Origin of the sequence: Sphingopyxis sp. CCNWLW2 (assembly GCF_037095755.1) — a bacterium.
Taxonomy (GTDB): Bacteria; Pseudomonadota; Alphaproteobacteria; order Sphingomonadales; family Sphingomonadaceae; genus Sphingopyxis.
Genome location: NZ_JBAWKJ010000001.1, coordinates 1177098 through 1201283, shown reverse-complemented (window position 1 = coordinate 1201283; position 24186 = coordinate 1177098). Strand labels below are relative to the sequence as shown.

At 65.2% G+C, this 24186-nt stretch carries 32 protein-coding genes; 27 read left to right on the top strand and 5 right to left on the bottom strand.

The genetic code is table 11. The features are described 5' to 3' along the window. The first annotated feature begins 44 nt into the window (after positions 1 to 44). From rpsJ to V8J55_RS05520, 24 genes are all read left to right on the top strand, one after another. Complete coding sequence (gene rpsJ / locus V8J55_RS05635; protein ID WP_003042199.1) at positions 45 to 356, top strand: 30S ribosomal protein S10; 312 nt, start codon at positions 45 to 47, stop codon at positions 354 to 356. 299 nt (positions 357 to 655) lie between these two features. Further along, the gene (gene rplC / locus V8J55_RS05630) at positions 656 to 1432 is read left to right on the top strand and encodes a 50S ribosomal protein L3 (protein WP_037515835.1); all 777 of its coding nucleotides are present in this window, start codon (positions 656 to 658) and stop codon (positions 1430 to 1432) included. A gap of 2 nt (positions 1433 to 1434) precedes the next feature. Further along, complete coding sequence (gene rplD, locus V8J55_RS05625) at positions 1435 to 2061, top strand: 50S ribosomal protein L4 (protein WP_037515642.1); 627 nt, start codon at positions 1435 to 1437, stop codon at positions 2059 to 2061. Beyond that, positions 2054 to 2362 carry a 50S ribosomal protein L23 gene (locus V8J55_RS05620; protein WP_037515644.1) on the top strand — a complete coding sequence of 103 codons (309 nt, stop codon included), beginning with the start codon at positions 2054 to 2056 and terminating at the stop codon, positions 2360 to 2362. Before rplD ends, V8J55_RS05620 begins: the two co-directional genes overlap by 8 nt. A 21-nt stretch (positions 2363 to 2383) precedes the next feature. Continuing rightward, positions 2384 to 3220, top strand: a complete 837-nt coding sequence (gene rplB / locus V8J55_RS05615; RefSeq protein ID WP_037515646.1) for a 50S ribosomal protein L2 — start codon at positions 2384 to 2386, stop codon at positions 3218 to 3220. A 3-nt stretch (positions 3221 to 3223) separates the two neighbouring features. After that, positions 3224 to 3499, top strand: a complete 276-nt coding sequence (gene rpsS, locus V8J55_RS05610; RefSeq protein WP_037515648.1) for a 30S ribosomal protein S19 — start codon at positions 3224 to 3226, stop codon at positions 3497 to 3499. Then, on the top strand, positions 3499 to 3879 hold the full coding sequence (gene rplV / locus V8J55_RS05605) for a 50S ribosomal protein L22 (RefSeq protein ID WP_037515650.1): 381 nt from the start codon (positions 3499 to 3501) through the stop codon (positions 3877 to 3879). The genes rpsS and rplV overlap by 1 nt, the downstream gene beginning before the upstream one ends. A 1-nt stretch (position 3880) precedes the next feature. Continuing rightward, positions 3881 to 4588 carry a 30S ribosomal protein S3 gene (gene rpsC / locus V8J55_RS05600; RefSeq protein ID WP_037515652.1) on the top strand — a complete coding sequence of 236 codons (708 nt, stop codon included), beginning with the start codon at positions 3881 to 3883 and terminating at the stop codon, positions 4586 to 4588. An 11-nt stretch (positions 4589 to 4599) separates the two neighbouring features. Beyond that, on the top strand, positions 4600 to 5031 hold the full coding sequence (rplP, locus tag V8J55_RS05595) for a 50S ribosomal protein L16 (protein WP_037515653.1): 432 nt from the start codon (positions 4600 to 4602) through the stop codon (positions 5029 to 5031). A gap of 4 nt (positions 5032 to 5035) precedes the next feature. After that, positions 5036 to 5239 (top strand): 50S ribosomal protein L29, encoded by a 204-nt coding sequence (gene rpmC / locus V8J55_RS05590; RefSeq protein ID WP_037515654.1) that lies wholly within the window; start codon positions 5036 to 5038, stop codon positions 5237 to 5239. Positions 5240 to 5250: 11 nt separating this feature from the next. Continuing rightward, positions 5251 to 5520: a 30S ribosomal protein S17 gene (gene rpsQ, locus V8J55_RS05585; RefSeq protein WP_039578283.1), complete on the top strand. Its 270-nt coding sequence runs from the start codon at positions 5251 to 5253 to the stop codon at positions 5518 to 5520. A gap of 60 nt (positions 5521 to 5580) precedes the next feature. Continuing rightward, complete coding sequence (gene rplN / locus V8J55_RS05580) at positions 5581 to 5949, top strand: 50S ribosomal protein L14 (RefSeq protein ID WP_011543078.1); 369 nt, start codon at positions 5581 to 5583, stop codon at positions 5947 to 5949. A gap of 2 nt (positions 5950 to 5951) precedes the next feature. Next, positions 5952 to 6269: a 50S ribosomal protein L24 gene (gene rplX / locus V8J55_RS05575; RefSeq protein WP_037515657.1), complete on the top strand. Its 318-nt coding sequence runs from the start codon at positions 5952 to 5954 to the stop codon at positions 6267 to 6269. Further along, a complete protein-coding gene (gene rplE / locus V8J55_RS05570) occupies positions 6262 to 6840 on the top strand; it encodes a 50S ribosomal protein L5 (RefSeq protein WP_058539579.1) in 579 nt (192 codons plus the stop codon). Before rplX ends, rplE begins: the two co-directional genes overlap by 8 nt. Before the next feature lie 50 nt (positions 6841 to 6890). Further along, complete coding sequence (gene rpsN, locus V8J55_RS05565) at positions 6891 to 7196, top strand: 30S ribosomal protein S14 (RefSeq protein ID WP_037515659.1); 306 nt, start codon at positions 6891 to 6893, stop codon at positions 7194 to 7196. Positions 7197 to 7208: 12 nt separating this feature from the next. Beyond that, complete coding sequence (rpsH, locus tag V8J55_RS05560) at positions 7209 to 7613, top strand: 30S ribosomal protein S8 (RefSeq protein ID WP_037515661.1); 405 nt, start codon at positions 7209 to 7211, stop codon at positions 7611 to 7613. Continuing rightward, complete coding sequence (gene rplF / locus V8J55_RS05555) at positions 7613 to 8146, top strand: 50S ribosomal protein L6 (protein ID WP_336444697.1); 534 nt, start codon at positions 7613 to 7615, stop codon at positions 8144 to 8146. Before rpsH ends, rplF begins: the two co-directional genes overlap by 1 nt. A gap of 3 nt (positions 8147 to 8149) precedes the next feature. Next, on the top strand, positions 8150 to 8503 hold the full coding sequence (gene rplR / locus V8J55_RS05550; protein WP_058539577.1) for a 50S ribosomal protein L18: 354 nt from the start codon (positions 8150 to 8152) through the stop codon (positions 8501 to 8503). Positions 8504 to 8505: 2 nt separating this feature from the next. After that, entirely contained in the window at positions 8506 to 9204 is a 699-nt protein-coding gene (rpsE, locus tag V8J55_RS05545) for a 30S ribosomal protein S5 (protein ID WP_037515665.1), read from the top strand. Between the two features lie 4 nt (positions 9205 to 9208). Next, positions 9209 to 9394, top strand: coding sequence for a 50S ribosomal protein L30 (rpmD, locus tag V8J55_RS05540; protein WP_325542430.1), 186 nt, complete (start codon positions 9209 to 9211; stop codon positions 9392 to 9394). A gap of 55 nt (positions 9395 to 9449) precedes the next feature. Further along, positions 9450 to 9971, top strand: coding sequence for a 50S ribosomal protein L15 (gene rplO, locus V8J55_RS05535; protein WP_037515667.1), 522 nt, complete (start codon positions 9450 to 9452; stop codon positions 9969 to 9971). 205 nt (positions 9972 to 10176) lie between these two features. After that, positions 10177 to 11550, top strand: coding sequence for a preprotein translocase subunit SecY (gene secY / locus V8J55_RS05530; protein WP_336444696.1), 1374 nt, complete (start codon positions 10177 to 10179; stop codon positions 11548 to 11550). Between the two features lie 49 nt (positions 11551 to 11599). Beyond that, positions 11600 to 12253, top strand: a complete 654-nt coding sequence (locus tag V8J55_RS05525) for an adenylate kinase (protein WP_336444695.1) — start codon at positions 11600 to 11602, stop codon at positions 12251 to 12253. Between the two features lie 53 nt (positions 12254 to 12306). Continuing rightward, positions 12307 to 13002 carry a hypothetical protein gene (locus tag V8J55_RS05520; protein ID WP_336444694.1) on the top strand — a complete coding sequence of 232 codons (696 nt, stop codon included), beginning with the start codon at positions 12307 to 12309 and terminating at the stop codon, positions 13000 to 13002. Here the strand turns inward: V8J55_RS05520 and V8J55_RS05515 are convergent. Beyond that, complete coding sequence (locus tag V8J55_RS05515; RefSeq protein WP_336444693.1) at positions 12999 to 13529, bottom strand: YceD family protein; 531 nt, start codon at positions 13527 to 13529, stop codon at positions 12999 to 13001. The genes V8J55_RS05520 and V8J55_RS05515 overlap by 4 nt on opposite strands. Then, a complete protein-coding gene (locus tag V8J55_RS05510) occupies positions 13526 to 14053 on the bottom strand; it encodes a ubiquinol-cytochrome C chaperone family protein (protein ID WP_336444692.1) in 528 nt (175 codons plus the stop codon). The genes V8J55_RS05515 and V8J55_RS05510 overlap by 4 nt, the downstream gene beginning before the upstream one ends. Positions 14054 to 14224: 171 nt before the next feature. Between V8J55_RS05510 and V8J55_RS05505 the strand changes: the two genes are divergently transcribed. Further along, complete coding sequence (locus V8J55_RS05505; RefSeq protein ID WP_336444691.1) at positions 14225 to 14710, top strand: outer membrane protein assembly factor BamE; 486 nt, start codon at positions 14225 to 14227, stop codon at positions 14708 to 14710. 57 nt (positions 14711 to 14767) lie between these two features. Here V8J55_RS05505 and V8J55_RS05500 read toward each other — a convergent pair whose 3' ends face one another. Further along, entirely contained in the window at positions 14768 to 17032 is a 2265-nt protein-coding gene (locus V8J55_RS05500; protein WP_336444690.1) for an NADP-dependent malic enzyme, read from the bottom strand. A 131-nt stretch (positions 17033 to 17163) separates the two neighbouring features. On the opposite strand from V8J55_RS05500, the gene mutS reads away from it, so the two are divergent. Both mutS and V8J55_RS05490 read left to right on the top strand, forming a co-directional pair. After that, positions 17164 to 19827: a DNA mismatch repair protein MutS gene (gene mutS / locus V8J55_RS05495; RefSeq protein WP_336444689.1), complete on the top strand. Its 2664-nt coding sequence runs from the start codon at positions 17164 to 17166 to the stop codon at positions 19825 to 19827. Beyond that, complete coding sequence (locus tag V8J55_RS05490; protein ID WP_336444688.1) at positions 19824 to 22583, top strand: [protein-PII] uridylyltransferase; 2760 nt, start codon at positions 19824 to 19826, stop codon at positions 22581 to 22583. Before mutS ends, V8J55_RS05490 begins: the two co-directional genes overlap by 4 nt. Here the strand turns inward: V8J55_RS05490 and V8J55_RS05485 are convergent. Then, a complete protein-coding gene (locus tag V8J55_RS05485) occupies positions 22580 to 23137 on the bottom strand; it encodes a methylated-DNA--[protein]-cysteine S-methyltransferase (protein WP_336444687.1) in 558 nt (185 codons plus the stop codon). The genes V8J55_RS05490 and V8J55_RS05485 overlap by 4 nt on opposite strands. Positions 23138 to 23207: 70 nt before the next feature. Then, entirely contained in the window at positions 23208 to 24167 is a 960-nt protein-coding gene (locus V8J55_RS05480; RefSeq protein ID WP_336444686.1) for an alpha/beta hydrolase, read from the bottom strand. Positions 24168 to 24186 lie beyond the last annotated feature (19 nt).

The following is a 24186-nucleotide window of genomic DNA, read 5'->3' as shown; positions in this document are numbered from 1 at the left end:
TTCGGCTCTTTCGCATCGTTAGACGGGATTCGACTGGAACAGTCATGGAAACGCAGAATATTCGCATTCGCCTGAAGGCCTTTGATCACCGCGTGCTCGATCAGGCCACCACCGACATTGCCGACACGGCACGTCGTACCGGAGCGCTTATTCGCGGCCCGATCCCGCTTCCGACGCGTATTGAAAAATTCACCGTGAACCGCGGCCCGCATGTCGACAAGAAGTCGCGCGAGCAGTTCGAGGTGCGTACCCACAAGCGGCTGCTCGACATCGTGCAGCCCACCCCGCAGACGGTCGACGCGCTGATGAAGCTCGACCTCGCCGCGGGCGTGAATGTTGAGATCAAGTTGGCCTAAGCCAACGCAGCCCCGGATCTGATCCGGGGTCTCTATCGGCAGGACACTTCGGTGACTGCATTGTCCGGCGCGATCCGGACCGACGATAGGGTGGATACCGCCGGTCGTTTCTTCGGAAACATCCAGACCGGGCTGCGTCCCCCGTCTCGCCGCTTCTCCTTCGGGATGGCGGCACCTCAGCCCGGACGGGGCGATGCATCGAAATTTTGGGCTGGGAGGGTTCTCGTCGGGGTTCGCCTTGATGGGGTCCCACACGCCGTGCGGAATGGTCCGCCCGGCCTCTGTTGAGGAGTATGATCATGCGGACTGGCGTGATCGCGAAGAAAATGGGGATGACCCGCCTGTTTCAGGACGACGGCCGCCACGTGCCCGTCACCGTCCTGAGTCTCGAAGGCTGTCAGGTCATTTCTGTGCGCGAACAAGAACGTGACGGCTATGTGGCCGTTCAGCTCGGTGCCGGCTCGGCGAAGGCGAAGAATGTTGCGAAGCCGCAGCGTGGCGCTTTCGGCAAGGCCGAAGTCGAACCCAAGGCGAAGGTCGTCGAATTCCGCGTCGCCGACGACGCGACGCTCGACGTCGGCGCCGAACTGTCGGCCGACCATTTCGTCGCTGGCCAGATCGTCGACATCCAGGGCGTGACCCAGGGTAAGGGCTTTGCCGGTGCGATGAAGCGCTGGGGTTTCGGCGGTATGCGCGCGACCCACGGTGTTTCGATCAGCCACCGTGCGCACGGTTCGACCGGTAACCGCCAGGATCCGGGACGCGTCTTCAAGAACAAGAAGATGGCCGGCCACATGGGCGCCCGCAACCGCACCCAGCAGAATCTCGAAATCGTCCGCACCGACGTCGAGCGCGGCCTTCTCTTCGTCAAGGGCTCGGTCCCTGGCTCGAAGGGCGGCTGGCTGATGGTCCGCGATGCGGTCAAGCTGCCGCGCCACCCCGAGGCCCCCTATCCGGCGGGCATCAAGAGCGCAGCGAACGCCAATCAAGAAGCCCCGGCTGATGCGCCCGTGGAAACCCCGGTTGAAGAAACCGTGGTCGACACTGCCACCACCGACGGCGCACAGGAGTCCTGATCATGAAGGTCAAGGTTCACACCATCGACGGCAAGGCCGGCGCGGACATCGATCTTAACGACGATGTGTTCGGCGTCGACCCGCGTGCCGACATCCTTCACCGTGTCGTCAGCTGGCAGCTCGAAAAGCGCCGTGGTCCGGCTCGCGCCGCCCGCGAACGCAGCGACGTGTCGCGCACCGGCAAGAAGTTCGGGCGCCAGAAGGGCGGCGGTACGGCTCGTCACGGCGATCGCGCAGCTCCGATCTTCATCGGCGGCGGCAAGGCACATGGCCCGCGTGCCCGCACTTTCGGCCACTCGCTGAACAAGAAGATCCGCACGCTCGGCCTGAAAATGGCACTGAGCGACAAGGCGAAGGGCGGCAAAATCCTCGTTCTCGACACGCTCGAGCTCAAGGACGCCAAGACCAAGGCGCTCGCCGGCCAGCTCGGCAAGCTCGAACTCGGCAATCGTGCACTCTTCATCGACGGTGATGCAGTGCACGAAAGCTTCGCCATGGCGTCGGCCAACCTCATCGGCATCGACTCGATGCCGGCGATGGGTGCCAACGTCTATGACATTTTGCGCGCCGATACGCTGGTTCTGACCCGCGCCGGCCTCGAAAAGCTGGAGGCACGCTTCAATGGCTAAGGCAAAAACAGTCGACGCGCGTCACTATGACGTGATCCTCGCTCCGGTGATCACTGAAAAGTCGACGCTGCTCAGCGAAAATGACGCCGTGGTGTTCAAGGTTGCGAACGACGCAACCAAGCCCGCGATCAAGGCCGCCGTCGAGGCGCTGTTCGATGTCAAGGTTCTCAGCGTCAACACGCTGATCACCAAGGGCAAGACCAAGCGCTGGAAGGGCAAGCCCTACACCCGCAGCGACGTGAAGAAGGCGATCGTTCGCCTGGCCGAAGGCCAGACGATCGACGTCACGACCGGCGTCTGATTGTAGGAAAAGGCAGAGAAAATGGCACTTAAATCCTATAATCCGACCAGCCCCGCGCAGCGCGGCCTGATCCTCGTCGACAAGTCGTCGCTGTGGAAGGGCAAGCCCGTCAAGGCGCTGACCGAAGGCAAGAACAAGACCGGTGGCCGCAACAACAAGGGTCATGTGACCTCGCGCGGTATCGCTGGTGGCCACAAGCAGAAGTACCGCTTCATCGACTTCAAGCGTCGCAAGTGGGACATGCCGGCTACCGTCGAGCGTCTGGAATATGACCCCAACCGCACGGCGTTCATCGCACTCGTCAAGTATGAAGACGGTGAGCAGACCTACATCCTGGCGCCGCAGCGTCTGGCCGTTGGCGACACCGTCGTTGCCGGTAAGAAGACCGACGTGAAGCCGGGCAATGCGATGGAATTGTCGCAGATGCCCGTCGGCACGATCGTCCACAATATCGAGATGAAGCCGGGCAAGGGTGGCCAGATCGCCCGTTCGGCTGGCACCTATGCACAGGTCGTCGGTCGTGACCGCGGTCTCGTCATCGTGCGTCTCGGTTCGGGCGAGCAGCGTTACATTCGCGGCGAGTGCATGGGCACGGTTGGTGCGGTGTCGAACCCCGACAACCAGAACACCAACCTCGGCAAGGCCGGCCGTGGCCGCTGGCTCGGCAAGCGCCCGCTGACCCGCGGTGTCGCGAAGAACCCGGTCGATCACCCGCATGGCGGCGGCGAAGGCCGTACCTCGGGCGGCCGTCACCCGGTTACCCCGTGGGGCAAGCCGACGAAGGGTGCGCGTACGCGCCACAACAAGTCGACCGACAAGATGATCATCCGGTCGCGTCACGCGAAGAAGAAGAGGTAAGCCATGGCTCGCTCGGTCTGGAAGGGTCCTTTCGTGGACCTCCATCTGCTCAAGAAAGCCGAAACGGCCCAGGACGGCGGCAGCAATGCCCCGATCAAGACCTGGTCGCGTCGGTCCACCATCCTGCCGCAGTTCGTGGGGCTGACCTTCAACGTCTACAACGGCCGCAAGTTCGTGCCGGTGTCGGTGAACGAAGACATGGTCGGCATGAAGCTGGGTGAATTTGCGCCGACGCGCTTCTTCCCCGGTCACGCTGCCGACAAGAAGGGCAAACGCTAATGGGCAAGGAAAAGTCCCCCCGCCGCGTTGCGGATAACGAGGCACTCTCGGTCGGCACGCAGATCCGCGGTTCGGCGCAGAAGCTGAACCTCGTTGCCGCACTGATCCGCGGCCGCAAGGTCGAAGACGCGATGAACATCCTCACCTTCTCGAAGAAGGCGATGGCTGTCGACGTGCGCAAGGTTCTCGCCAGCGCCGTCGCCAACGCGGAAAACAACCACAACCTCGACGTTGATGCGCTCGTCATCAAGGAAGCGAGCGTGGGCAAGTCGATCTCGATGAAGCGCTGGCACGCACGTGGCCGCGGCAAGTCGACCCGGATCGTCAAGCCGTTCAGCCGCATCCGCATTGTCGTGCGCGAACAGGAAGAAGAGGCGTAAGATGGGCCAGAAGAGCAATCCGATCGGCCTGCGCCTGCAGGTCAACCGCACCTGGGACAGCCGCTGGTTCGCCGAAGGCCAGGACTATGGCCGCATGCTGGTCGAGGATCTGAAGATCCGCCAGTATGTGTTCAAGAACCTGCCGCAGGCCGCGATCTCGAAGGTCGTGATCGAACGTCCGGCCAAGCTGTGCCGCGTCTCGATCTATGCCGCCCGTCCGGGCGTCATCATCGGCAAGAAGGGCGCGGACATCGAAAAGCTGCGCAAGAAGCTCGGTGAACTGACGGGCAGCGACGTGTCGCTGAACATCGTCGAAATCCGCAAGCCCGAAGTCGACGCCAAGCTCGTCGGCCAGGGCATTGCCGACCAGCTTGAACGCCGCGTCGCGTTCCGTCGCGCCATGAAGCGTGCGGTTCAGTCGGCGATGCGTCTGGGCGCCGAAGGCATCCGCATCAACTGCGCCGGCCGTCTCGGCGGCGCGGAAATCGCGCGTACCGAATGGTACCGCGAAGGCCGGGTGCCGCTTCACACGCTGCGCGCCAACGTCGACTATGCCGAATCGACCGCCCACACCGCCTATGGCGTGTGCGGGATCAAGGTGTGGATCTTCAAGGGCGAGATTCTCGGCCACGACCCGATGGCGACCGACCGTCTGATGCTCGACGCACAGACGACCGGCGTCCGTCCGGCTCGTGAAGATCGCCGCTAAGGACTGCTGACATGCTGCAACCGAAAAAAACCAAGTTCCGCAAGGCTTTCAAAGGCCGCATCCATGGCAATGCCAAGGGTGGGACCAGCCTGAACTTCGGCTCTTACGGGCTGAAGGCAATGGAACCCGAGCGGATCACCGCACGCCAGATCGAAGCGGCTCGCCGTGCGATCAGCCGCGCGATCAAGCGTCAGGGCCGTTTGTGGATCCGCATCTTCCCCGACGTCCCCGTGTCGTCGAAGCCTGCCGAAGTCCGTATGGGTAAGGGCAAGGGTTCGCCGGAATTCTGGGCCGCTCGCGTGAAGCCGGGTCGCATCCTGTTCGAACTCGACGGCGTTCCCGGCCCCGTGGCCGCGCTGGCGTTCGAACGCGCCGCGATGAAGCTGCCGATCAAGACGAAGGTGATCGCCCGTCTCGGCGACACCTCGCACCTGGAGGGCTAAGGACATGGCCAAGACCGAAGATTTCAAGGCCAAGACCGACGACCAGCTCGCCGAACAGCTTGGCGAACTGAAGCGCGAGGCGTTCAACCTCCGCTTCCAGGCGGCCACCGGCCAGCTTGAAAAAGCATCGCGCGTCAAGGAAGTGCGGCGCTCGATCGCCCGCATCAAGACGCAGCAGACCGAGCGCACGCGCTCGGCCGCGAAGTAAGGAGACTATCGATGCCGAAGCGCATTCTGACCGGTACGGTGGTGTCCGACAAGGGCGACAAGACCGTCGTGGTGAAGGTCGAACGGAAGGTGAAGCACCCTCTGTACGGCAAGATCATCCGCCGCTCGAAAAAGTATCACGCCCACGATGAGGACAACGCCATCAAGGCTGGCGAAACCGTCCGCATCGAGGAAACGAAGCCGATTTCGAAGCTGAAGACGTGGAAGGTGCTCGACAAGGTCGACACCCACAGCAAGCCCAAGACGGCTGCTGACGCCTAAGCTGAGTTTCACGGAACCGCCGGGGCATCCCGGTAGGCCAAAAGAGAAGGAAATGCATCGATGATCCAGATGCAGTCACAATTGGAAGTCGCTGACAACAGCGGTGCCAAGCGCGTCCAGTGCATCAAGGTGCTCGGCGGGTCGAAGCGTCGCACCGCCGGCGTGGGCGACGTGATCGTCGTGTCGATCAAGGAAGCCCAGCCCCGCGGCAAGGTGAAGAAGGGTGACGTGCATCGCGCCGTTATCGTTCGCACCGCGAAGGACGTGCGCCGCGCCGATGGCTCGGTCATCCGTTTCGACAGCAACGCCGCCGTGCTCGTCAACAAGAACGAGGAGCCGATCGGCACCCGTATCTTCGGCCCCGTCGTCCGCGAACTGCGCGGCCGTGGCTATATGAAGATCATCAGCCTGGCGCCGGAGGTGCTCTGACCATGGCGAACAAGATCAAGAAGGGCGACACGGTTGTCATCCTGTCCGGCAAGGACAAGGGCAAGACCGGTGAAGTGACGCAGAGCCTGCCGAAAGACGGCAAGGTCGTCGTCGCTGGCGTCAACGTCATCACGCGCCACCGCAAGCCGAGCCAGACCAACCCGCAGGGTGGCCTGGAGCGCAAGGAAGCGCCGCTGTACGCGAGCAAGGTCGCGATTGCCGATCCCAAGACCGGCAAGCCGACGCGCGTTCGTTTTGAAACCAAGGACGGCAAGAAGGTCCGCGTGGCCGTGAAGTCCGGGGAGACGCTCAATGGCTGACAATTACACCCCGCGCATGCGCACTCGCTATGACGATGTGATCGTCAAGGCGATGACCGAGAAGTTCGGTTACAAGAATGCGATGGAAGTGCCGAAGATCGAAAAGATCACGCTCAACATGGGCGTCGGCGAAGCCACGCAGGACAAGAAGAAGGTCGAATCGGCGGCTGCCGAGATGGAACTCATCGCCGGCCAGAAGCCTGTCGTGACCAAGGCGAAGAAGTCGATCGCACAGTTCAAGCTGCGCGAAGGCATGCCGATCGGCTGCAAGGTGACCCTGCGCCGCGAACGCATGTATGAATTCCTCGATCGCCTGATCACGATCGCAATGCCGCGCATCCGCGACTTCCGCGGCGTGTCGGCGACGAGCTTCGACGGCCGTGGCAACTATGCCATGGGCCTGAAAGAGCAGATCATCTTCCCCGAGATCAACTATGACCGCATCGACCAGGTGCGCGGCATGGACGTGATCGTCACCACCACCGCCCGTACGGACGATGAAGCCCGCGAACTGCTCAAGCTGTTCGGCTTCCCCTTCCCGATCGAAGCGCAGGAAAAGGAAGCCGCCTGATCCCTTTGGGACCAGGCAGGCTCTTTCAAGAAGGAAAGAGAACTTAAGTCATGGCGAAACTGAGTTCGGTAAACAAGAACGAGCGTCGCAAGCAGCTGGTGAAGAAATACGCCGGCCGTTACGCGAAGCTGAAGGCGATTGCAGCGGACAGCTCGCTCGACGATGGCGAGCGTCTGATCGCGCGCCTCAAGATGGCGGAAATCCCGCGCAATGGTAACCCGACCCGCATCCGTAACCGGTGCGAGCTGACGGGGCGCCCGCGCGCTTATTATCGCAAATTCCGGCTGTGCCGTATCCAGCTCCGCGATCTGGCCAACAAGGGCCTGATCCCCGGTGTTGTGAAGTCGAGCTGGTAAGGGACTGACAAGATGGCAATGACCGATCCCCTGGGTGATATGCTCACCCGCATCCGCAACGGCCAGACGGCGAAGAAGGACAGCGTCCTGACGCCGGCTTCGACCCTGCGTGTCCGCGTTCTCGATGTTCTCCAGCGCGAAGGCTATATCCGCGGCTACAGCGAAGAAGCGCTGGGTGCCAAGGGTCAGCACAAGGGCATCCGCATCGAACTGAAATATTTCGAAGGGCAGCCGGCGATCCGCCATGTGGCGCGCGTTTCGAAGCCGGGCCGCCGCGTCTATTCGGGTTCGAAAGAACTTCCGATCATTCGCAACGGCCTTGGTATCACCATCGTGTCGACCCCGCGCGGCGTTCTCTCGGACGCCGAAGCACGCGAACATAATGTCGGCGGCGAAGTGCTGGCGGAGGTGTTCTGATGTCGCGCATTGGTAAAAAGGCAGTACCGATTCCGGGCGGCGTCACCGCCGCGATCGATGGCGGCCAGCTGTCGGTCAAGGGACCGAAGGGCACGCTCGCGATGCCGCTTTCCGACCTCATCAACTATGAAGTCGCCGAAGGCAGCATCTCGGTCCAGCCCGCGAACGCAACCCGCGAAGCTCGCGCTTTCTGGGGCATGCAGCGTACGCTGGTGCAGAACCTGATCACGGGTGTGACCGAAGGCTTCACCAAGGTCCTCGAGATCACCGGTGTCGGCTATCGCGCCAACTCGCAGGGCAAGACGCTGAAGCTGCAGCTCGGCTACAGCCATGATGTCGATTTCGCGGTGCCCGAAGGCATCGAGATCAAGACGCCGGACAACACGACGATCGAGATCAGCGGCATCGACAAGCAGAAGGTCGGCCAGGTCGCGGCGGAAATCCGCCGTTGGCGTAAGCCCGAACCCTATAAGGGCAAGGGCATCAAATATCGCGGCGAGTACATCTTCCGCAAAGAAGGCAAGAAGAAGTAAGCCATGGCACATCTTACCCCTTTCCAAAAACGCCGTCAGCGCGTCCGTACCGCCCTCCGTCAGCGCGCGGGTGGCCGCGCTCGCCTGTCGGTGCACCGTTCGGGCCGCCACATCTATGCACAGCTCATCGATGACGCTGCCGGGCAGACGCTCGCTGCGGCCTCGACGCTGGACAAGGATGTCCGCGGTAAGACCGGCGCGACCACTGCGGCGGCTGCCGACGTTGGCAAGCGCCTCGCCGCTGCCGCGAAAAAGGCGGGCGTGACGCAGGTCGTGTTCGACCGCGGCGGTTTCCTGTTCCACGGGCGCATCAAGGCGCTGGCCGACGCGGCTCGCGAAGGCGGATTGGAGTTCTAATCATGGCAGACGAAGTACAGAACGTCGAAGGCGCTCCCGAAGCAGCCCCCACCGATGGCCAGGCTCCGCGCCGCGGCCGTGGCGGCGGCCGCGATGGTGGCCGTGGCGGTCGTGACGGTGGCCGTGGCCGCCGCGACGATCGTCGCCCGCGCGACGAAGAGGGTGGCGAAGAGCTGATCGAAAAGCTCGTCCACATCAACCGCGTCTCGAAGACCGTGAAGGGCGGCAAGCGCTTCGGTTTCGCCGCGCTCGTCGTCGTCGGCGACGGCAAGGGCCGCGCCGGTTTCGGTCATGGCAAGGCGCGCGAAGTGCCCGAAGCCATTTCGAAGGCAACCGCTGCCGCGAAGAAGGCGATGATTCGCGTTCCGCTGCGCGATGGCCGCACGCTGCACCATGATGGCCGCGGCCATTTCGGTGCCGGCAATGTGACGCTGCGTTCGGCACCCGCCGGTACGGGCATCATCGCCGGTGGCCCGATGCGCGCCGTGTTCGAATCGCTGGGCGTGGCCGACGTGGTGACCAAGTCGGTCGGCACCTCGAACCCCTACAACATGATCCGTGCGACCTTCGAAGCGCTCGGCGAGCAGACCAGCCCGAAGTCGGTCGCGCAGCGCCGCGGCAAGAAGGTTTCGGACCTGATCAAGCGTGGCGGTGCATCCGACCGCGCAGCCGAGGCGGAAGCCGCGGCGGTGACGGAGTAAGACGATGGCTGACAAGAAGATCAAGATCCGCCAGATCGGTTCGCCGATCCGTCGTCCCAAGAGCCAGCGTGCGATCCTGACCGGCCTCGGCCTGGGCAAGATGAACCGCGAGGTCGAACTGGTCGACACCCCGGAAGTGCGCGGTATGATCCGCAAGCTGCCGCACATGGTCGAAGTCGTCGAGGGCTGAGCCCCTCGCGACCCGACCCTTATTTATCAGCGCGATAAAAGCGAAAGCGAGTGCAATGACTATCAAGCTTAACGAACTTCGTGACAACAATGGCGCCCGCAAGGGCCGTATGCGCGTCGGACGCGGCATCGGTTCGGGCAAGGGCAAGACCGCCGGCCGCGGCCAGAAGGGCCAGAAGGCCCGCAGCGGCGTCGCGATCAACGGCTTCGAGGGCGGCCAGATGCCGCTCCACATGCGCATCCCGAAGCGCGGCTTCAACAACATCTTCGCGAAGGACTTCGCGATCGTGAACCTCGGTCAGGTGCAGAAGCTGATCGACGAGAAGAAGCTCGACGCCAAGGCTGTGGTCGATCACGCCGCGCTCAAGGCGGCCGGCGTTGCCCGTGGCGGCAAGGACGGCGTCCGCCTCCTCGCCAAGGGCGAACTCACCGCGAAGCTGAACTTCGCCGTTGCCGGCGCGTCGAAGGGCGCGATCGAAGCGGTCGAAAAGGCTGGCGGCAAGGTCGAACTGCCCGAGCCCAAGGCCGAAGGCGAAGGCAAGAAGGCCCAGCGCCGCGCCAAAGCCAAGGCGGAATAATCAGGCGAAGGGGCGGCTCGGAATACGGGTCGCCCTTCGTCGTTTGACGATCTGTTATTTCCCGTTCGATGCGAACGGATGATGCAGCCGGTATCGACGAGCTGCGTTGCAAAATAGGCCTTTCCCCTTGCGCTTCGTGCACGCCGAACGCACATAGGCGCCGGGTCGCGGGGGGCGCGGTCCGGAATATCCGAGGAAAACACCCATGGCCTCTCGCGCCGACCAGCTTGCATCCAACCTGAACTTTTCGAAGTTCGGTCAGGCGACCGAACTCAAGAACCGCATCTGGTTCACGATCGGCGCGCTGATCGTCTTCCGTTTCCTGTCGTTCGTGCCGCTGCCGGGGGTCGACCCCGTTGCGCTGGCGTCGCTTTACAGCCAGGCCGCATCGGGCGGCGTCCTCGACATCTTCAACACCTTCTCGGGCGGCAGCCTGGAACGCATGAGCATCATCGCGCTCGGCGTCATGCCCTATATCACGGCGTCGATCGTCGTGCAGCTGGCGGCCGCGCTGTCGCCCAGCCTCGCCGCGCTCAAGAAAGAGGGCGAAAGCGGGCGCAAGAAGCTCAACCAATATACGCGCTACGGCACCGTCGCGCTGACCGCGATCCAGGGCTATTTCATCGCCGTCGGGCTCGAATCGCTCGGCGCGACGCAGGGCATCGCCGCGGTCGTCGACCCCGGCATGATGTTCCGTATCGGTGCGGTAATCAGCATCGTCGGCGGTACCCTCTTCCTGATGTGGCTCGGCGAACAGATCACCAGCCGTGGTATCGGCAACGGTGTGTCGCTGATCATCATGGCGGGCATTCTCGCGCAGCTGCCGCGCAGCTTTGCCCAGATGTTCACGCAGGTGCGCGAAGGCTCTATGGGCGGCGGCACGATCCTCGCGGTGCTCGGCGGCGCGATCGTCATCATCGCGTTCATCAGCTTCATGGAGCGCGCGCAGCGCCGCGTCCTCGTCCAGTATCCGAAGCGCGCGACGCAGCGCGGCGTGATGCAGGCCGACCGCAGCCACCTGCCGCTCAAGGTCAACACCGCGGGCGTGATCCCGCCGATCTTCGCCTCGTCGCTGCTGCTGATGCCGCTGACCGTCACGCAGATGATGGGTCAGAACGTCCAGGGCGATACCGCGACCGGCGATTTCCTGATCACGCTCAACCAGTATCTCGCGCACGGCCAGCCGCTCTATATGGCGCTCTATGCCGCGGGCATCATCTTCTTCTGCTTCTTCTATGTCGCGGTTGTCTTCAACCCCGAGGAAACCGCCGACAATCTGAAGCGCCAGAATGGTTTCATCCCGGGCATCCGTCCGGGCAAGAACACCGCCGCCTATCTCGATTTCGTGCTGACGCGCATCACCGTGCTCGGTGCGGCCTATCTGGCGGCGATCTGTCTGATCCCCGAATATTTCATCGCCGGGTCCGGATTGCCGTTCCAGCTCGGCGGCACCAGCCTGCTGATCATCGTCAACGTCACGATCGACACGATCAGCCAGATTCAGAGCCACATGCTCGCGCATCAATATGGCGACCTGATCAAGAAGGCCAAATTGAAAGGCGGCGTTGCGCGGCGCTAAGGCGCTCGCTACGGCAACTGCGATACGGGCAGAGGCAACAGGGGCTTCCATGACGCTGAATATCATTTTGCTGGGTCCGCCGGGGGCGGGCAAGGGAACGCAGGCGGTGCGCCTGGAAGACGAGCATGGCATGGTCCAGCTCTCGACCGGCGACATGCTCCGCGCGGCGGTCAAGGCGGGGACGCCGATCGGCGTGCAGGCCAAAGCCGTGATGGATGCGGGCGAGCTCGTCTCGGACGAGATCGTCTCGGGCCTGATCGGCGAGCGGCTTGACCAGCTCGGCAGCGATGTTTCGGTGATCTTCGATGGCTATCCGCGCACTGCGGCGCAGGCCGAAGCGCTCGATGGCATCCTGTCGGCGCGCGGCCGCAAGCTCGACCATGTGATCGAGCTGCAGGTCGAGGAAGATGCGCTCGTTGATCGCATCACCGGCCGCTTCAGCTGCGCCAAATGCGGTGCCGGCTATCACGATCGCTACAAGCTGCCCAAGGTCGAAAACACTTGCGACGTTTGCGGCAGCGATGAATTCAAGCGCCGCCCCGACGATAATGAGGAAACGGTGCGTACGCGCATGGCCGAATATCGCGCCAAGACCGCGCCGATCCTGCCGATCTATGAGGCGCGCGGGATCGTGACGCACGTCGATGGCATGGCGCCGATCGATCAGGTCAACGACGCGATCGAAACCATCCTCGCGGGCTGAGGCTAGCCAGTCCCCCCGGCGCCGGTTATTGAGGCGCCAAGGGGGACAGGCTGATGGCAATTTCCAGATATTTCGCAGGCATGGCGATGATCGCGGCGCTCGCGTTCGCGCCGGCTGCAAACGCCAAGGTCGTCGACCAGGGCGAGGCGGGCTTTGCCGTCGCACATACGGCGCAGGTCGCCGCGACCCCCGCCGATGTCTGGAAAATGCTCCGCATGCCGCAAAGCTGGTGGTCGAAGGATCATAGCTGGTCGGGCGACGCCGCGAACTTCTGGCTCGATCAGCAGGCGGGCGGCTGTTTCTGCGAGAAATTGCCCGACACCGGGTCGGGCGTCGGCAGCGTTCAGCACGCACGCATCCTCTTTTCGAAACCGAACCAGATGCTGCGCCTGTCGGGTGCGTTCGGGCCGCTGCAGGGCGAGGCATTGACCGCCACACTGACGATCCAGATCAAGGAAACCCCGACGGGCAGCGCGCTGCGCTTCGACTATGTCGTCGGCGGCTATATGCGCTTCAAGGTCGCCGATATCGCGCCCGCGGTCGACAAGGTGATCGGCGAGCAGCTGCTCGGCCTCGCCAACGCGCTCGGCGGCGCGCTACCGCCGACGCGCGACGAGAAGGCTGCCGGCGAGGGGGCGGAGAGACCGAAGGCCGAAACGCCGCCCGCAAAGGAAGAACCGGGGCTGGGCGCCGCGGTCGCCGATCTGGTCGAGGAAGAGGCAAAACCCGCCCCCGACGAAAGCCGCTAGGCGCCGGGCTTTCCGCGCAGCTTGGCGAGCGCGGCGAACGGGCCGGCCGCTTCTTCGCTGAGCACGCCTTTTTCGGCGAGGATGCGATCGGCGTCGGGATGGCGCGGGAAGGGATCGAGCGCGAGCGAGAGGGTCTGCACGGCCGCTTCGCCGAGGTCGACCCGGTCGCCCTCGAGCGGCAGCAGGTCGAGCTCGTCGCTACCGATCTCGATCTCTTCATCCTCGCCAACCGGCGCATCGACATCGCGCAGGAAACGCAGGTCAAAGGGTTCGACGATCGCCGCGGGAACGGGCAGGTCGGTCGCCGCGCAAGCCTGCACCACTTTTGCCCGAACCTCGCCCTTCGCGCCGATGCCGCCGGCGATCGCGCGGACTTCGCCGGTGACGGCGAAGCGGTCGAGCGCGACCAGCGCCAGCCGCTTGGCGATCCGCGCGCGCGTCTCGGCATCGGCCTCGACCGAAAGGGTGCGGCCATGCGCGGCGTCGGCCAGCGTCACGATCAGCGAGAATTCGGGCGGCGTGTTCAAAGCACCGCTCCGATGCGGTCGGCGACGACCAGATCGGCCACGGGCGTTGCCGCCAGCGCAGCGCGCAGCGCCGCGACCTCGGTCATCACATGCGCTATCCCCGCTTCGGCAGGCTCGTTGCCGCGCCACAGGTTGCGGACCAGCGCGTCGCGCAGTTCGTCCGACCCATCGGCGGCGCGATAGGCGCCGAGCCGCCCGCCGAGTGCGCTCATCATCCGCCCGACCTGCTTGCCGACGACCATGTCGCCAAAGCCGATCTGGCGCATCTGCCCGTCCATGTCGTTCACGAACAATTCGGTGAGCTGAACGCCCGCGAGCCCGCGCGCCGGCTCGTCGTCGATCCGGTGCAGGACGAGCGCCAGCACGAGGCTGATCATGTCGAACCGCCCGTCGAGCGTGTCGGGAACGGTGCCCTCGGCATACCAGTGCGGCGCGCGCGCGGTGGCGACGACGGCGTTCCACAGCGGGCGGCGCGCCTCGCGCGGGTCGGGGTCGGATACGAAGAATTTGCGGAGTGAGAACATAGCAGCTGCTTAGGCGCATTCGGGCCGCCCGAAAAGAGCCGCCGGTCAGCTTGTGGCAAGCTTTGCTGCGGCACAAGCAGCTTGTGCGTGCTGTCCGCTTGCGGTTAAGAGGCGCGAGAGCCAGCGCCGACCGCCCGGACAAGCGGCGGACAGGCGCAACGGAGATATTTGATGCCGAATTCGATCCTTTCGCTTCCTGTCCCGCGCGCGCGCCTCGTCGTGCTCGGCCTTGCCGTCGCACTGACCGCCAGCGGCTGCGCGCAGCTCAAGGGGCGGCAGGGCTATGTCGTCGATCCTTTGCTGACCGAAGCGATCACGCCGGGCGTCGACAACCGCGAGTCGGTCGAAAAGACGCTCGGCCGCCCGACCTTCGTCGGCCAGTTTAGCGACAATGAATATTATTATGTCTCGCGCGAAACGCGCCAGCTCGCCTTTGCCAAGCCGCGCCCGGTCGATCAGCAGGTGCTGCGCGTCCGCTTCGATGCGGCGGGCAATGTCGCCGCGGTCGATCGTACGGGTCTCGAACTGGTGAGCAAGATCAGCCCCGAAGGCGACAAGACGCCGACGCTCGGCCGTCATCGCAGCTTCTTTGAAGATATCTTCGGCAATATCGGCGCCGTCGGCGCGCCGGGTGCGGGGGCCCCCGGCGGGCGATAAACCTTCACCGGCAACGGACAGGAAAGCGGCGGCGCCCCAGGGCACCGCCGCTTTTTCTTATTGCGCGATCCCGCCTGCTGCGAGCACCGCGAGGGTGACCAGGTCCGACGCGGTCGACGCCATCGTCGCGACCTGTACCGGCTTTTCCATGCCGACGAGCATCGGGCCGATGACGGCGCCGCCGCCGAGTTCGCGGAGCAGCTTCGCCGAGAGATTGGCCGATTGCAGCCCCGGCATGATCAGCACGTTCGCCGGGCCCGAGAGGCGGCAGAAGGGGTAATTCTTCATCACCTTCTCGTTGAGCGCGACGTCGGGTGCCATTTCGCCCTCATATTCGAAGGCGGGCTTGCGCTGGTCGAGGATCGCCACCGCTTCGCGGATGCTTTCGAGCCAGCTTCCTTCGGGATTGCCGAAGGTCGAATAGGAGAGGAAGGCGACGCGCGGTTCGTGACCCATGCGGCGTGCGACCTGCGCGGTGCGCTCGGCGATATCGGCGAGCATCTCGGCGGTCGGCCGCTCGTTCACCGTCGTATCGGACATGAAGATGGTGTGATGCTGATCGACCAGGATGTGGATGCCGAACGGCGTCTTGCCCTCGGCATGGTCGATCACGCGCCGGATTTCGCGCATCGTCTGCGAATAGGTCCGCGTCGTGCCCGTGATCATCGCATCGCCGAGTCCCATTTTGAGCAGCAGCGAGCCGAAGATGTTGCGGTCGCGATTGACCATGCGCTCGACATCGCGGCGGAGATATCCGCGGCGCTGCAGCCGTTCGTAGAGCATGTCGACCATCTGCGGCACGTGTGGCGAATTGACGCTGTTGTGGACCTCGAAGCTTTCGGCATCGGCGACGCCCATCGCGCGGAGCTTATCGTGCAGCCCCTCGCGCCCGACGAGCACCGGGATCCCGTAACCGCCATCGCGGAACTGGATCGCCGCGCGCAGGACGACTTCCTCTTCGCCCTCGGTAAAGACGACGCGCTTCGGATTGTTGCGTGCGGCTTCATAGGCGAGGGTGAGCACCGAGGTGGTCGGATTGAGCCGGGCGCGGAGCTGCGTGCGATATTCGTCGAGATTGTCGATCGGCCGCTGCGCGACGCCGGTCTTCATCGCCGCTTCGGCGACCGCCGCGGGGACGATTTCCATCAGGCGCGGATCGAAGGGCGAGGGGATGATATATTCGGGGCCGAAGCTCGATGCGCGGCCACCATAGGCCGCGGCGACTTCCTCGGGCACCTGCTGGCGCGCGAGGTCGGCAATGGCGTACGCAGCCGCGATCTTCATCTCTTCGTTGATCGCGGTCGCATGGACGTCGAGCGCGCCGCGGAAGATGAACGGGAAGCAGAGCACATTGTTGACCTGGTTCGGATAGTCCGAGCGCCCCGTCGCGATGATCGCGTCGGGCCGCGCCGCGCGCGCATCGGGCGGCGAGATTTCGGGGTCGGGGTTCGCCATCGCGAAGATGATCGGCGCGGGCGCCATGTCCTTCACCATCTCGGGCTTCAGCGCGCCGGCGGCCGACAGGCCGAGGAACACGTCGGCGCCGACCAGCGCTTCGGTCAGGTTGCGGGCTTCGGTCGGCACCGCATGCGCCGACTTCCACTGGTCCATGCTCTCGGTGCGGCCCTGATAGATGGTGCCCTTGCGGTCGCACATAATGACATTTTCGTGCCGCACGCCCATCGCCTTGATCAGCGCGGTGCACGCGATCGCCGCGGCGCCGGCGCCGTTGACGACGACCTTCACCGTCGCAAGGTCGCGACCCGTCAGGTAACAGGCGTTGATCAGGCCCGCGGCGGTGATGATCGCGGTGCCATGCTGATCGTCATGGAACACCGGGATGTTCATGCGTTCTTTCAGCGCCGCCTCGATGATGAAGCAGTTGGGCGCGGCAATGTCTTCCAGGTTGATGCCGCCGAAGCTCGGTCCGAGCAGCGCCACGGCGTCGATGAACGCCTGTGGGTCTTCGGTATCGACCTCGAGGTCGATCGAATCGACGTCGGCGAAGCGTTTGAACAGCACCGCCTTGCCTTCCATCACCGGCTTCGATGCGAGCGCGCCGAGGTTGCCGAGCCCGAGGATCGCGGTGCCGTTCGAGATCACCGCGACCAGATTGCCCTTGATCGTATAGTCATAGGCTTTCGCCGGATCCTCGGCGATCGCGTTCACTGGAACTGCCACGCCGGGCGAATAGGCAAGGCTGAGGTCGCGCTGCGTCGCCATCGGCTTCGACGCGACGATCTCGATTTTCCCGGGCCGGCCATAGGCGTGATACAGCAGCGCCTCGCGGTCCGAAAATTGCACCTTGCTGCCACTATCCATCGTTTATCCTCTCAAATGAATTCACAAGATGCGCGCCCGAGCCCATTCCCTAGCGTCGCCAAGCGGAAATGGAACCCGCGAATCGCGCGCGCGTCTTGCCACGGCCCCATATCCGTTCCTAAGCATGTCGCATGCCTGTCACCGCCCGCTCCGCTGCCAATATGAACAATCCCGCGCCCGCCGCGACGCCGATGATGGCGCAATATTGGGCACTGAAGGACAAGGCGGGTGATTGTCTGCTCTTCTATCGCATGGGCGATTTCTTCGAGCTGTTCTTCGACGATGCAAAGGCGGCGGCGTCGACGCTCGACATCGCGCTCACGTCGCGCGGCGAGCACGACGGGCAGCCGGTGGCGATGTGCGGCGTGCCCGTCCACGCCGCCGAATCCTATCTCGCGCGGCTGATCCGTGCCGGGCACCGCGTCGCGATCGCCGAGCAGATTGAAACGCCCGCTGAAGCGAAAGCACGCGGCGGATCGAAGGCGCTCGTCGCGCGCGATATCGTGCGCTTCGTCACCGCGGGCACGCTGACCGAAGAATCGCTGCTCGAAGGGCGCAGCGCGAACCGGCTCGCTGCGCTCGCGCAGATCGGCAGCGACGGTGAGGTCGCGATTGCTGCGGCCGATATTTCGACGGGGCGCTTCGAGGTCGTCGCGGTGCCCGCGCAAGCGGTCGATGCCGAACTCGCGCGGCTCGCGCCGTCGGAATTGCTGCTCAGCGAAAGCGCCGAGGAGCTGCCGATCTCGTCGGCGCGGCAGATCGTGCGCCGGCCATCCTCGGACTTTTCGAGCACAGCCGCGCAAAAACGACTCGAAGCCTTCTTCGGCGTCCAGACGCTCGACGGTTTCGGCCAGTTCGGCCGCGGCGAGATTGCCGCGATGGGCGCGCTCGTGGCCTATCTCGACCATGTCGGGACGGGCGGGCCGACCTTCCTCCAGCCGCCGGTGCGGCATCTGGCTTCGGGCCGCATGGCGATCGACGCCGCGACGCGCGAGAGCCTCGAACTTGTGCGCACGATGGCGGGCGCGCGCGACGGCAGCCTGCTCGGTACGATCGACCGCACCGTCACCGCGGCGGGCGCGCGCTTGCTCGCCGACGATCTCGCGAGCCCGCTGACCGACAAGGACGCGATCCTCGACCGCCTCGATCTCGTCGACGGGCTCGCGCGCGATGCCTTGTGGCGCGGCGAGCTCCGCGCGGCGCTTCGCGCGCTCCCCGATGCCGGGCGTGCACTCGGCCGCCTCGTCGCGGGGCGCGGCGGACCGCGCGACCTCGCGCAGCTGCGCGATGCGCTCGGCGGCGCGCGGCTGCTCCGCGAACGTCTCGCGCGCCGGCCCGACCTGCCGCCTTTGCTCACGCGGCTGCTTCCGGGGCTCGACGGCCATGGCACGCTCGTCGACGAACTCAGCCGCGCGCTGATCGAAACCCCGCCGGTCGACGCCGCGCAGGGCGGCTATGTCGCCGAAGGGTACGACCATGCGCTCGACGCGCTGCGCGAAACCGCACGCGACGGGCGCAAGGCGATCGCGTTGCTCGAAGCCGACTATCGCGACCGCACCGGCATCGCCTCGCTCAAGATCCGCCACAATGGCGTGCTCGGCTATCATGTCGAAGTGCCCGCGAAGCACGCCGACGCGCTGATGGCTCCCGAATCGGGCTTCACCCACCGCCAGACGCTCGCGGGCGTTGTTCGCTTCAACTCGTCCGACCTCCACGAAGCCGCGAGCCGGGTCACGCAGGCGGGCGTCCACGCGATCGCTGCCGAAATGGCGCACCTCGAATCGCTGACCGACGCCGCGATCGCGCGGCGCGAGGCGATCGCCGCGAGCTGCGACGTGCTCGCGCGCATCGACGTCGCCGCGGCACTCGCCGATCATGCGATGAGCCACAATTGGTGCCGCCCCGACCTCGCCGACGAGCCGTGCCTCGACGTCAGCGGCGGGCGGCATCCGGTGGTCGAAGCCGCGCTGGCGAAATCGGGCGAGCGTTTCGTCCCCAACGATGTCTCACTCTCGACAAGCGACCGACTGTGGCTCGTCACCGGCCCGAACATGGGCGGTAAATCGACCTTCCTGCGCCAGAATGCGCTGATCGTCGTGCTCGCGCAGGCGGGCGGGTTCGTGCCGGCGGCGTCAGCGAAGCTCGGGCTCGTCGACCGGCTGTTCAGCCGTGTCGGCGCGAGCGACAATCTGGCGCGCGGGCGCTCGACCTTCATGGTCGAGATGGTCGAGACCGCAGCGATCCTCGCGCAGGCGACCCCGCAAAGCTTCGTCATTCTCGACGAGGTCGGGCGCGGCACCTCGACTTACGACGGGCTCGCGCTCGCCTGGTCGGTGGTCGAGGCGGTGCACGAGGTCAACAAGTGCCGCTGCCTGTTCGCGACCCACTATCACGAGCTGACGCGCCTCGCCGAAACGCTGAACGCGCTGTCGCTCCACCATGTCCGCGCGCGCGAATGGCAGGGCGATCTGGTGCTGCTCCACGAACTCGCCGAGGGGCCCGCCGATCGCAGCTACGGCCTCGCGGTCGCGCGCCTCGCGGGCGTTCCTGCGGGGGTGGTGAAGCGCGCCGAAGCGGTGCTCGCCAAGCTCGAGGCGGGGCGTGAGAAGACCGGCGGGCTCGCGGCAGGGCTCGACGATCTGCCGCTGTTCGCCGCAACGCTCGCCGAGGCGCCCGCGGCGGTGAAGGATGCGTTGCGCGAGGCGCTGGCAGGTATCGATCCCGATGCGCTCGCCCCGCGCGAGGCACTCGACGCGCTTTACACGCTCAAGCGGCTGATGGCCGACGAGCGATGAGCGACCTGTTCGACAACCTCGACCAGCGCCGCGCGATCATCGATCGCCGCGCGCTGGCGGGGCGGCTCGAAGAGATCGCCGGTGAAACGAGCGACACGGGCAAACGCCGCCGCGCAATGGTCGATCTGCTCAAGGGCGCGCTGGAAGCTGGCCGCGCCGAGATCGAGCGCCGGCTGCTCGAACGCCCGTCTTCGGGGCGCGTCGCGGCGAATGCGACGGCGTTCCTGATCGATCAGATCATCCGCCTCAGCCATGATTTCACCACCGGCTATCTGTATCCGTCGGCGAACCGCTCGGCGGGCGAGCGGATCACTTTGATCGCGGTCGGCGGCTACGGCCGCGGCGAAATGGCGCCGCACAGCGATATCGACATCGGCTTCCTCACCCCGTTCAAGCAGACGAGCTGGACCGAACAGGTGATCGAAGCGCAGCTCTATACTTTGTGGGATCTCGGGCTGAAGGTCGGCCATTCGAGCCGCTCGCTCGACGAGATGGTGCGCGCCGCGAAAGAGGACCTCACGATCCGCACCGCGCTGCTCGAAGGGCGTTTCATCTGGGGCGACCGCGCGCTTTACGACCAAGCGTCGGCGCGCTTCGATGCCGAGGTCGTCGCGGGCAATGCGCGCGCGTTCGTCGCCGAAAAACTCGCCGAACGCGATGAGCGGCACAAGCGCATGGGCGACTCGCGCTATGTCGTCGAGCCCAATGTGAAGGAAGGGAAGGGGGGGCTGCGCGACCTCCACACGCTGTTCTGGATCGGCAAGTTCATCCACCGCGTGCGCACCGTGCCCGAGCTGGTCGACGCGGGGCTGATGTCGGGGCGCGAGCTTCGCCAGTTCGCGCGCGCCGAAAATTTCCTGCTCGCGGTGCGCTGTCACCTCCATATTCTCGCCGGCCGCGCCGAGGACCGGCTGACCTTCGACTTCCAGCCCGAAATCGCGCGGCGGATGCACTTCGCCGACCGGCCGGGCAAGAGCGCGGTCGAGCGCTTCATGCAGCTCTATTTCCTCCACGCCAAAAGCGTCGGCGACGTCACCGGCACCTTCCTCGCGCATCTCGACGACCAGATGGCGGCGCGCGGGCGGCGCTTCTTGCCGACGATCCGGCGGCGCCCGGGCAAGCTCCACGGCTTCGTCCTCGACCGCGGCCGGCTCGCGTTGCCGAGTGATGATTTTTTTCAGCAGGACCCGGTGCGGCTGGTCGAGATTTTTGCGCTCGCCGACAAGCATGGCCTCGAAATCCATCCGCAGGCGATGCGGCAGGCGCGCCACGATGCGAAGCTGATCGACGCGCGCGGGGTCCGCCGCATCGCGCGCGCGAACGAGCTGTTCCTCGACGTGCTGACGAGCCCGCGCGATCCCGAAACGGTGCTGCGCTGGATGAACGAGGCGGGGGTGTTCGGTCGCTTCGTGCCCGATTTCGGCCGCGTCGTCGCGCAGATGCAGTTCGACATGTATCATCATTATACCGTCGATGAGCATACGATCCGCGCGATCGGGCTGCTCGCGGACATCGAGCAGAACCGGCTCAAGGACGATCATCCGCTGTCGACCGCGATCATGGACCAGATCCATTCGCGGCGCGTCATCTATGTCGCGGTGCTGCTCCACGACATCGCCAAGGGGCGCGGCGGCGACCATAGCGTGCTCGGCGCCGAACTGGCGCTGCGCGTCTGCCCGCGGTTGGGATTGAACGAGGCGGAGACCGAGACCGTCTCGTGGCTCGTGCGCTATCATCTCCTCATGTCGGCGACCGCGTTCAAGCGCGACCTCGCCGATTTCAAGACGATCCTCGATTTCGCGCAGGTCGTGCAATCGCCCGAACGCCTGCGCCTGTTGCTCGTGCTCACCGTCGTCGACATCCGCGCGGTCGGCCCCGGTGTGTGGAACAGCTGGAAGCGCCAATTGCTCACCGAATTGTTCGACGCCGCCGAGGAAGTGCTGCGGCTCGGCCACAAGCAGAAGGGGCGCGAGACGCGGATTGCGGCGAAGAAAGAAGCGGCGCAAGTGCTGCTCGGCCTCGATGACAAGGGCTTCGCCAAACTGATCAGACCGCTGCCCGAAAGCTATTGGATCGCCGAACCGGTCGAAGTGATCGCGGCAAACCTGCGCCACATCCGCGAAGCGGGCGACGCCCCGCTCCACATCGCCGCGGTGCCCGACGAGGATCGCGGCGCGACGCTGGTGATGGTACTCGCCGCCGACCATCCGGGGCTGTTCTACCGCATGGCAGGCGGCATCCATCTTGCCGGCGGCAACATCATCGATGCGCGCATCCACACGACGCGCGACGGGCTCGCGCTCGACAATTTCCTCGTCCAGGACCCGCTCGGCCGGCCGTTTGCCGAGGCAGGGCAGATCGACCGGTTGACGCGCGCGATCGAGGATGCGCTCGCCAACCGCCACAAATTGCTGCCCAAACTCGAAGCGCGGGCGCTGCCGCGCACGCGCGCCGAGGCGTTCCGCGTCGCGCCCAACGTCTTTGTCGACAATAAGGCTTCCAATCGGTTTACGGTGATCGAGGTCAACGCGCAGGATCGTCCCGCGCTGCTCAACCAGCTCGCCTATGCGCTGTTCCAGTCGAAGGTGACGGTACACAGCGCGCATGTCGCGACCTATGGCGAACGCGCCGTCGACACCTTCTATGTCACCGACCTGATCGGCGACAAGATCGACAGCGCGGCGCGGGTAAAGAGCCTCGAGAAACGCCTGCTCGAAGCGGCGACGAGCCACGGCGAGGATGCCGTCGCGGCCTAGAAATCGAACCCGTGTTGAACCGGCGCGACGGCGACGGGTACGCCTTCGAGTTCGAGCATCCGGGCCTTGGACGTCGAGCCGCCGGGCGCAGAGAATCCGCCGATTCCGCCCCCGGCAGCCATGACCCGGTGACAGGGGATGATCAGCGGCATGGGATTCGTCGCCATCGCCTGCCCGACAGCGCGGGCATGTTCGGGGCCCACGTCCAGCGCGCGTGCGACGGCGCCATAGGTGGTCGTCTCGCCCCAGCCGAGCTTGCGCACCAGAGCATAGACTTGCGCGAAGAAGGGCGGCTGCTCGCCCAGATCGATCGCTACGTCGAAAAACTCGATCCGTTTCCCTTCGAAATAACGGATCGCCGCGTCGATGACCGCCGCTATTTCGGCCGGGGGCTTGGTCCGCACCGCGTCGGGCAGGTGGCGCAAAATGGCGCGCTCGGTTTCGGCCGCGGTCGGCGCAGGCAGGCGAAAGCTCGTTATGCCGCTGTGCTTCCAGCCGATCGCCGCGACGCCGGCTGCGGTTTCGAAAAGCTGATACTGGCTATGATCGGGCATGTCCGTCCCTCATCTTGGGTCCGATATAGGGCAATATTCCGCCAAAACCATATCGCAAGATGCGTGCCTCTCAGCTGCCTGCGGGTCCTGCCATGATCGCCGCTGCCGCCAGCAGTCCGCCGTTGAAACGCTGCGACAGCGCGGCGTCGGGAATCGCGTTGAAGGCATGAATTGCGCCGGCATAGCTGTGCAGGTCGACCGGCACCCCTGCCGCGACGAGCCGGCGCGCATAGTCGAGATTTTCGTCGAAGAAGAGGTCGAGGCTGCCGGTCGCGATATAGGCGGGGGGCAGGTTCGACAGATCTTCGGCAAGGCTCGGCGAAAACCAGCCGCGCCGGGCGTCGTCGATCTTGTAGTCGCCCTGCAGCGCGCGCCAGCCGAAGCGGTTGCTCGCGCGCGTCCAGATGAATTCGCCGGTTGTGGGATTCTGGTACGGACAGGCATCGCTGCCGGTCCGGTGATCGAGCATCGGATAGGTCAGGAGCTGGCCCGCGATCGCCGGGCCGCCGAGATCGCGCGCCATGATCGCGAGCGCCGCGGCCAGCCCGCCGCCCGCGCTCTCACCCGCGACGATGATCCGGCCCGCGTCGAAGCCGAGCGCATCGGCTTGCCCCGCGAGCCACGTCAGCGCCGAATGGCAATCTTCCTGCGGCGCGGGGAAAGGGTGTTCGGGAGCGAGGCGATATTCGACCGACGCGACGGGAACGCCTGCTGCGGCCGCCAGCGCGGCGGGCCCCGCCTGCATCTGTTCGACCGATCCCATCACCATGCCGCCGCCATGGATGTGCAGGATCGCGCCGCCACCCGGGCGCGTTTCCGCCGGGCGATACAGAAACACCGGGATGTCGGGTCCGCCATGGATCGACGGCACGAGCAGCCTTTCGGGCGCGATGACCGGTTGCGGCAGGATCGAATAGGTCTCCGCCGCCCTGGCGCGAATCTGGGCGATCGGCGCCGCGTCGAGATCGACCCGCGGGAAGAGGTCGATGATCGGCGCGATCTCGCGGTCGACGAGATGGCGGGTGTCCATATCAAACTCTCCCCTTCTT

Coding starts and splice junctions, on each gene's coding strand:
- rpsH (WP_037515661.1), top strand. CDS start 7,209: ATGGCAATGACCGATCCCCTGGGTGATATGCTCACCCGCATCCGCAAC.
- V8J55_RS05505 (WP_336444691.1), top strand. CDS start 14,225: ATGCCGAATTCGATCCTTTCGCTTCCTGTCCCGCGCGCGCGCCTCGTC.
- mutS (WP_336444689.1), top strand. CDS start 17,164: ATGCCTGTCACCGCCCGCTCCGCTGCCAATATGAACAATCCCGCGCCC.
- rplX (WP_037515657.1), top strand. CDS start 5,952: ATGGCGAACAAGATCAAGAAGGGCGACACGGTTGTCATCCTGTCCGGC.
- rpsN (WP_037515659.1), top strand. CDS start 6,891: ATGGCGAAACTGAGTTCGGTAAACAAGAACGAGCGTCGCAAGCAGCTG.
- V8J55_RS05620 (WP_037515644.1), top strand. CDS start 2,054: ATGGCTAAGGCAAAAACAGTCGACGCGCGTCACTATGACGTGATCCTC.
- V8J55_RS05510 (WP_336444692.1), bottom strand. CDS start 14,053: ATGTTCTCACTCCGCAAATTCTTCGTATCCGACCCCGACCCGCGCGAG.
- rpsJ (WP_003042199.1), top strand. CDS start 45: ATGGAAACGCAGAATATTCGCATTCGCCTGAAGGCCTTTGATCACCGC.
- rplP (WP_037515653.1), top strand. CDS start 4,600: ATGCTGCAACCGAAAAAAACCAAGTTCCGCAAGGCTTTCAAAGGCCGC.
- rplO (WP_037515667.1), top strand. CDS start 9,450: ATGACTATCAAGCTTAACGAACTTCGTGACAACAATGGCGCCCGCAAG.
- rplV (WP_037515650.1), top strand. CDS start 3,499: ATGGGCAAGGAAAAGTCCCCCCGCCGCGTTGCGGATAACGAGGCACTC.
- V8J55_RS05485 (WP_336444687.1), bottom strand. CDS start 23,137: ATGCCCGATCATAGCCAGTATCAGCTTTTCGAAACCGCAGCCGGCGTC.
- rplC (WP_037515835.1), top strand. CDS start 656: ATGCGGACTGGCGTGATCGCGAAGAAAATGGGGATGACCCGCCTGTTT.
- V8J55_RS05520 (WP_336444694.1), top strand. CDS start 12,307: ATGGCAATTTCCAGATATTTCGCAGGCATGGCGATGATCGCGGCGCTC.
- rpsC (WP_037515652.1), top strand. CDS start 3,881: ATGGGCCAGAAGAGCAATCCGATCGGCCTGCGCCTGCAGGTCAACCGC.
- V8J55_RS05490 (WP_336444688.1), top strand. CDS start 19,824: ATGAGCGACCTGTTCGACAACCTCGACCAGCGCCGCGCGATCATCGAT.
- rpsS (WP_037515648.1), top strand. CDS start 3,224: ATGGCTCGCTCGGTCTGGAAGGGTCCTTTCGTGGACCTCCATCTGCTC.
- rpsQ (WP_039578283.1), top strand. CDS start 5,251: ATGCCGAAGCGCATTCTGACCGGTACGGTGGTGTCCGACAAGGGCGAC.
- rplD (WP_037515642.1), top strand. CDS start 1,435: ATGAAGGTCAAGGTTCACACCATCGACGGCAAGGCCGGCGCGGACATC.
- V8J55_RS05500 (WP_336444690.1), bottom strand. CDS start 17,032: ATGGATAGTGGCAGCAAGGTGCAATTTTCGGACCGCGAGGCGCTGCTG.
- rplB (WP_037515646.1), top strand. CDS start 2,384: ATGGCACTTAAATCCTATAATCCGACCAGCCCCGCGCAGCGCGGCCTG.
- rplF (WP_336444697.1), top strand. CDS start 7,613: ATGTCGCGCATTGGTAAAAAGGCAGTACCGATTCCGGGCGGCGTCACC.
- rplR (WP_058539577.1), top strand. CDS start 8,150: ATGGCACATCTTACCCCTTTCCAAAAACGCCGTCAGCGCGTCCGTACC.
- secY (WP_336444696.1), top strand. CDS start 10,177: ATGGCCTCTCGCGCCGACCAGCTTGCATCCAACCTGAACTTTTCGAAG.
- V8J55_RS05525 (WP_336444695.1), top strand. CDS start 11,600: ATGACGCTGAATATCATTTTGCTGGGTCCGCCGGGGGCGGGCAAGGGA.
- rpmC (WP_037515654.1), top strand. CDS start 5,036: ATGGCCAAGACCGAAGATTTCAAGGCCAAGACCGACGACCAGCTCGCC.
- rpmD (WP_325542430.1), top strand. CDS start 9,209: ATGGCTGACAAGAAGATCAAGATCCGCCAGATCGGTTCGCCGATCCGT.
- rplE (WP_058539579.1), top strand. CDS start 6,262: ATGGCTGACAATTACACCCCGCGCATGCGCACTCGCTATGACGATGTG.
- V8J55_RS05480 (WP_336444686.1), bottom strand. CDS start 24,167: ATGGACACCCGCCATCTCGTCGACCGCGAGATCGCGCCGATCATCGAC.
- rplN (WP_011543078.1), top strand. CDS start 5,581: ATGATCCAGATGCAGTCACAATTGGAAGTCGCTGACAACAGCGGTGCC.
- rpsE (WP_037515665.1), top strand. CDS start 8,506: ATGGCAGACGAAGTACAGAACGTCGAAGGCGCTCCCGAAGCAGCCCCC.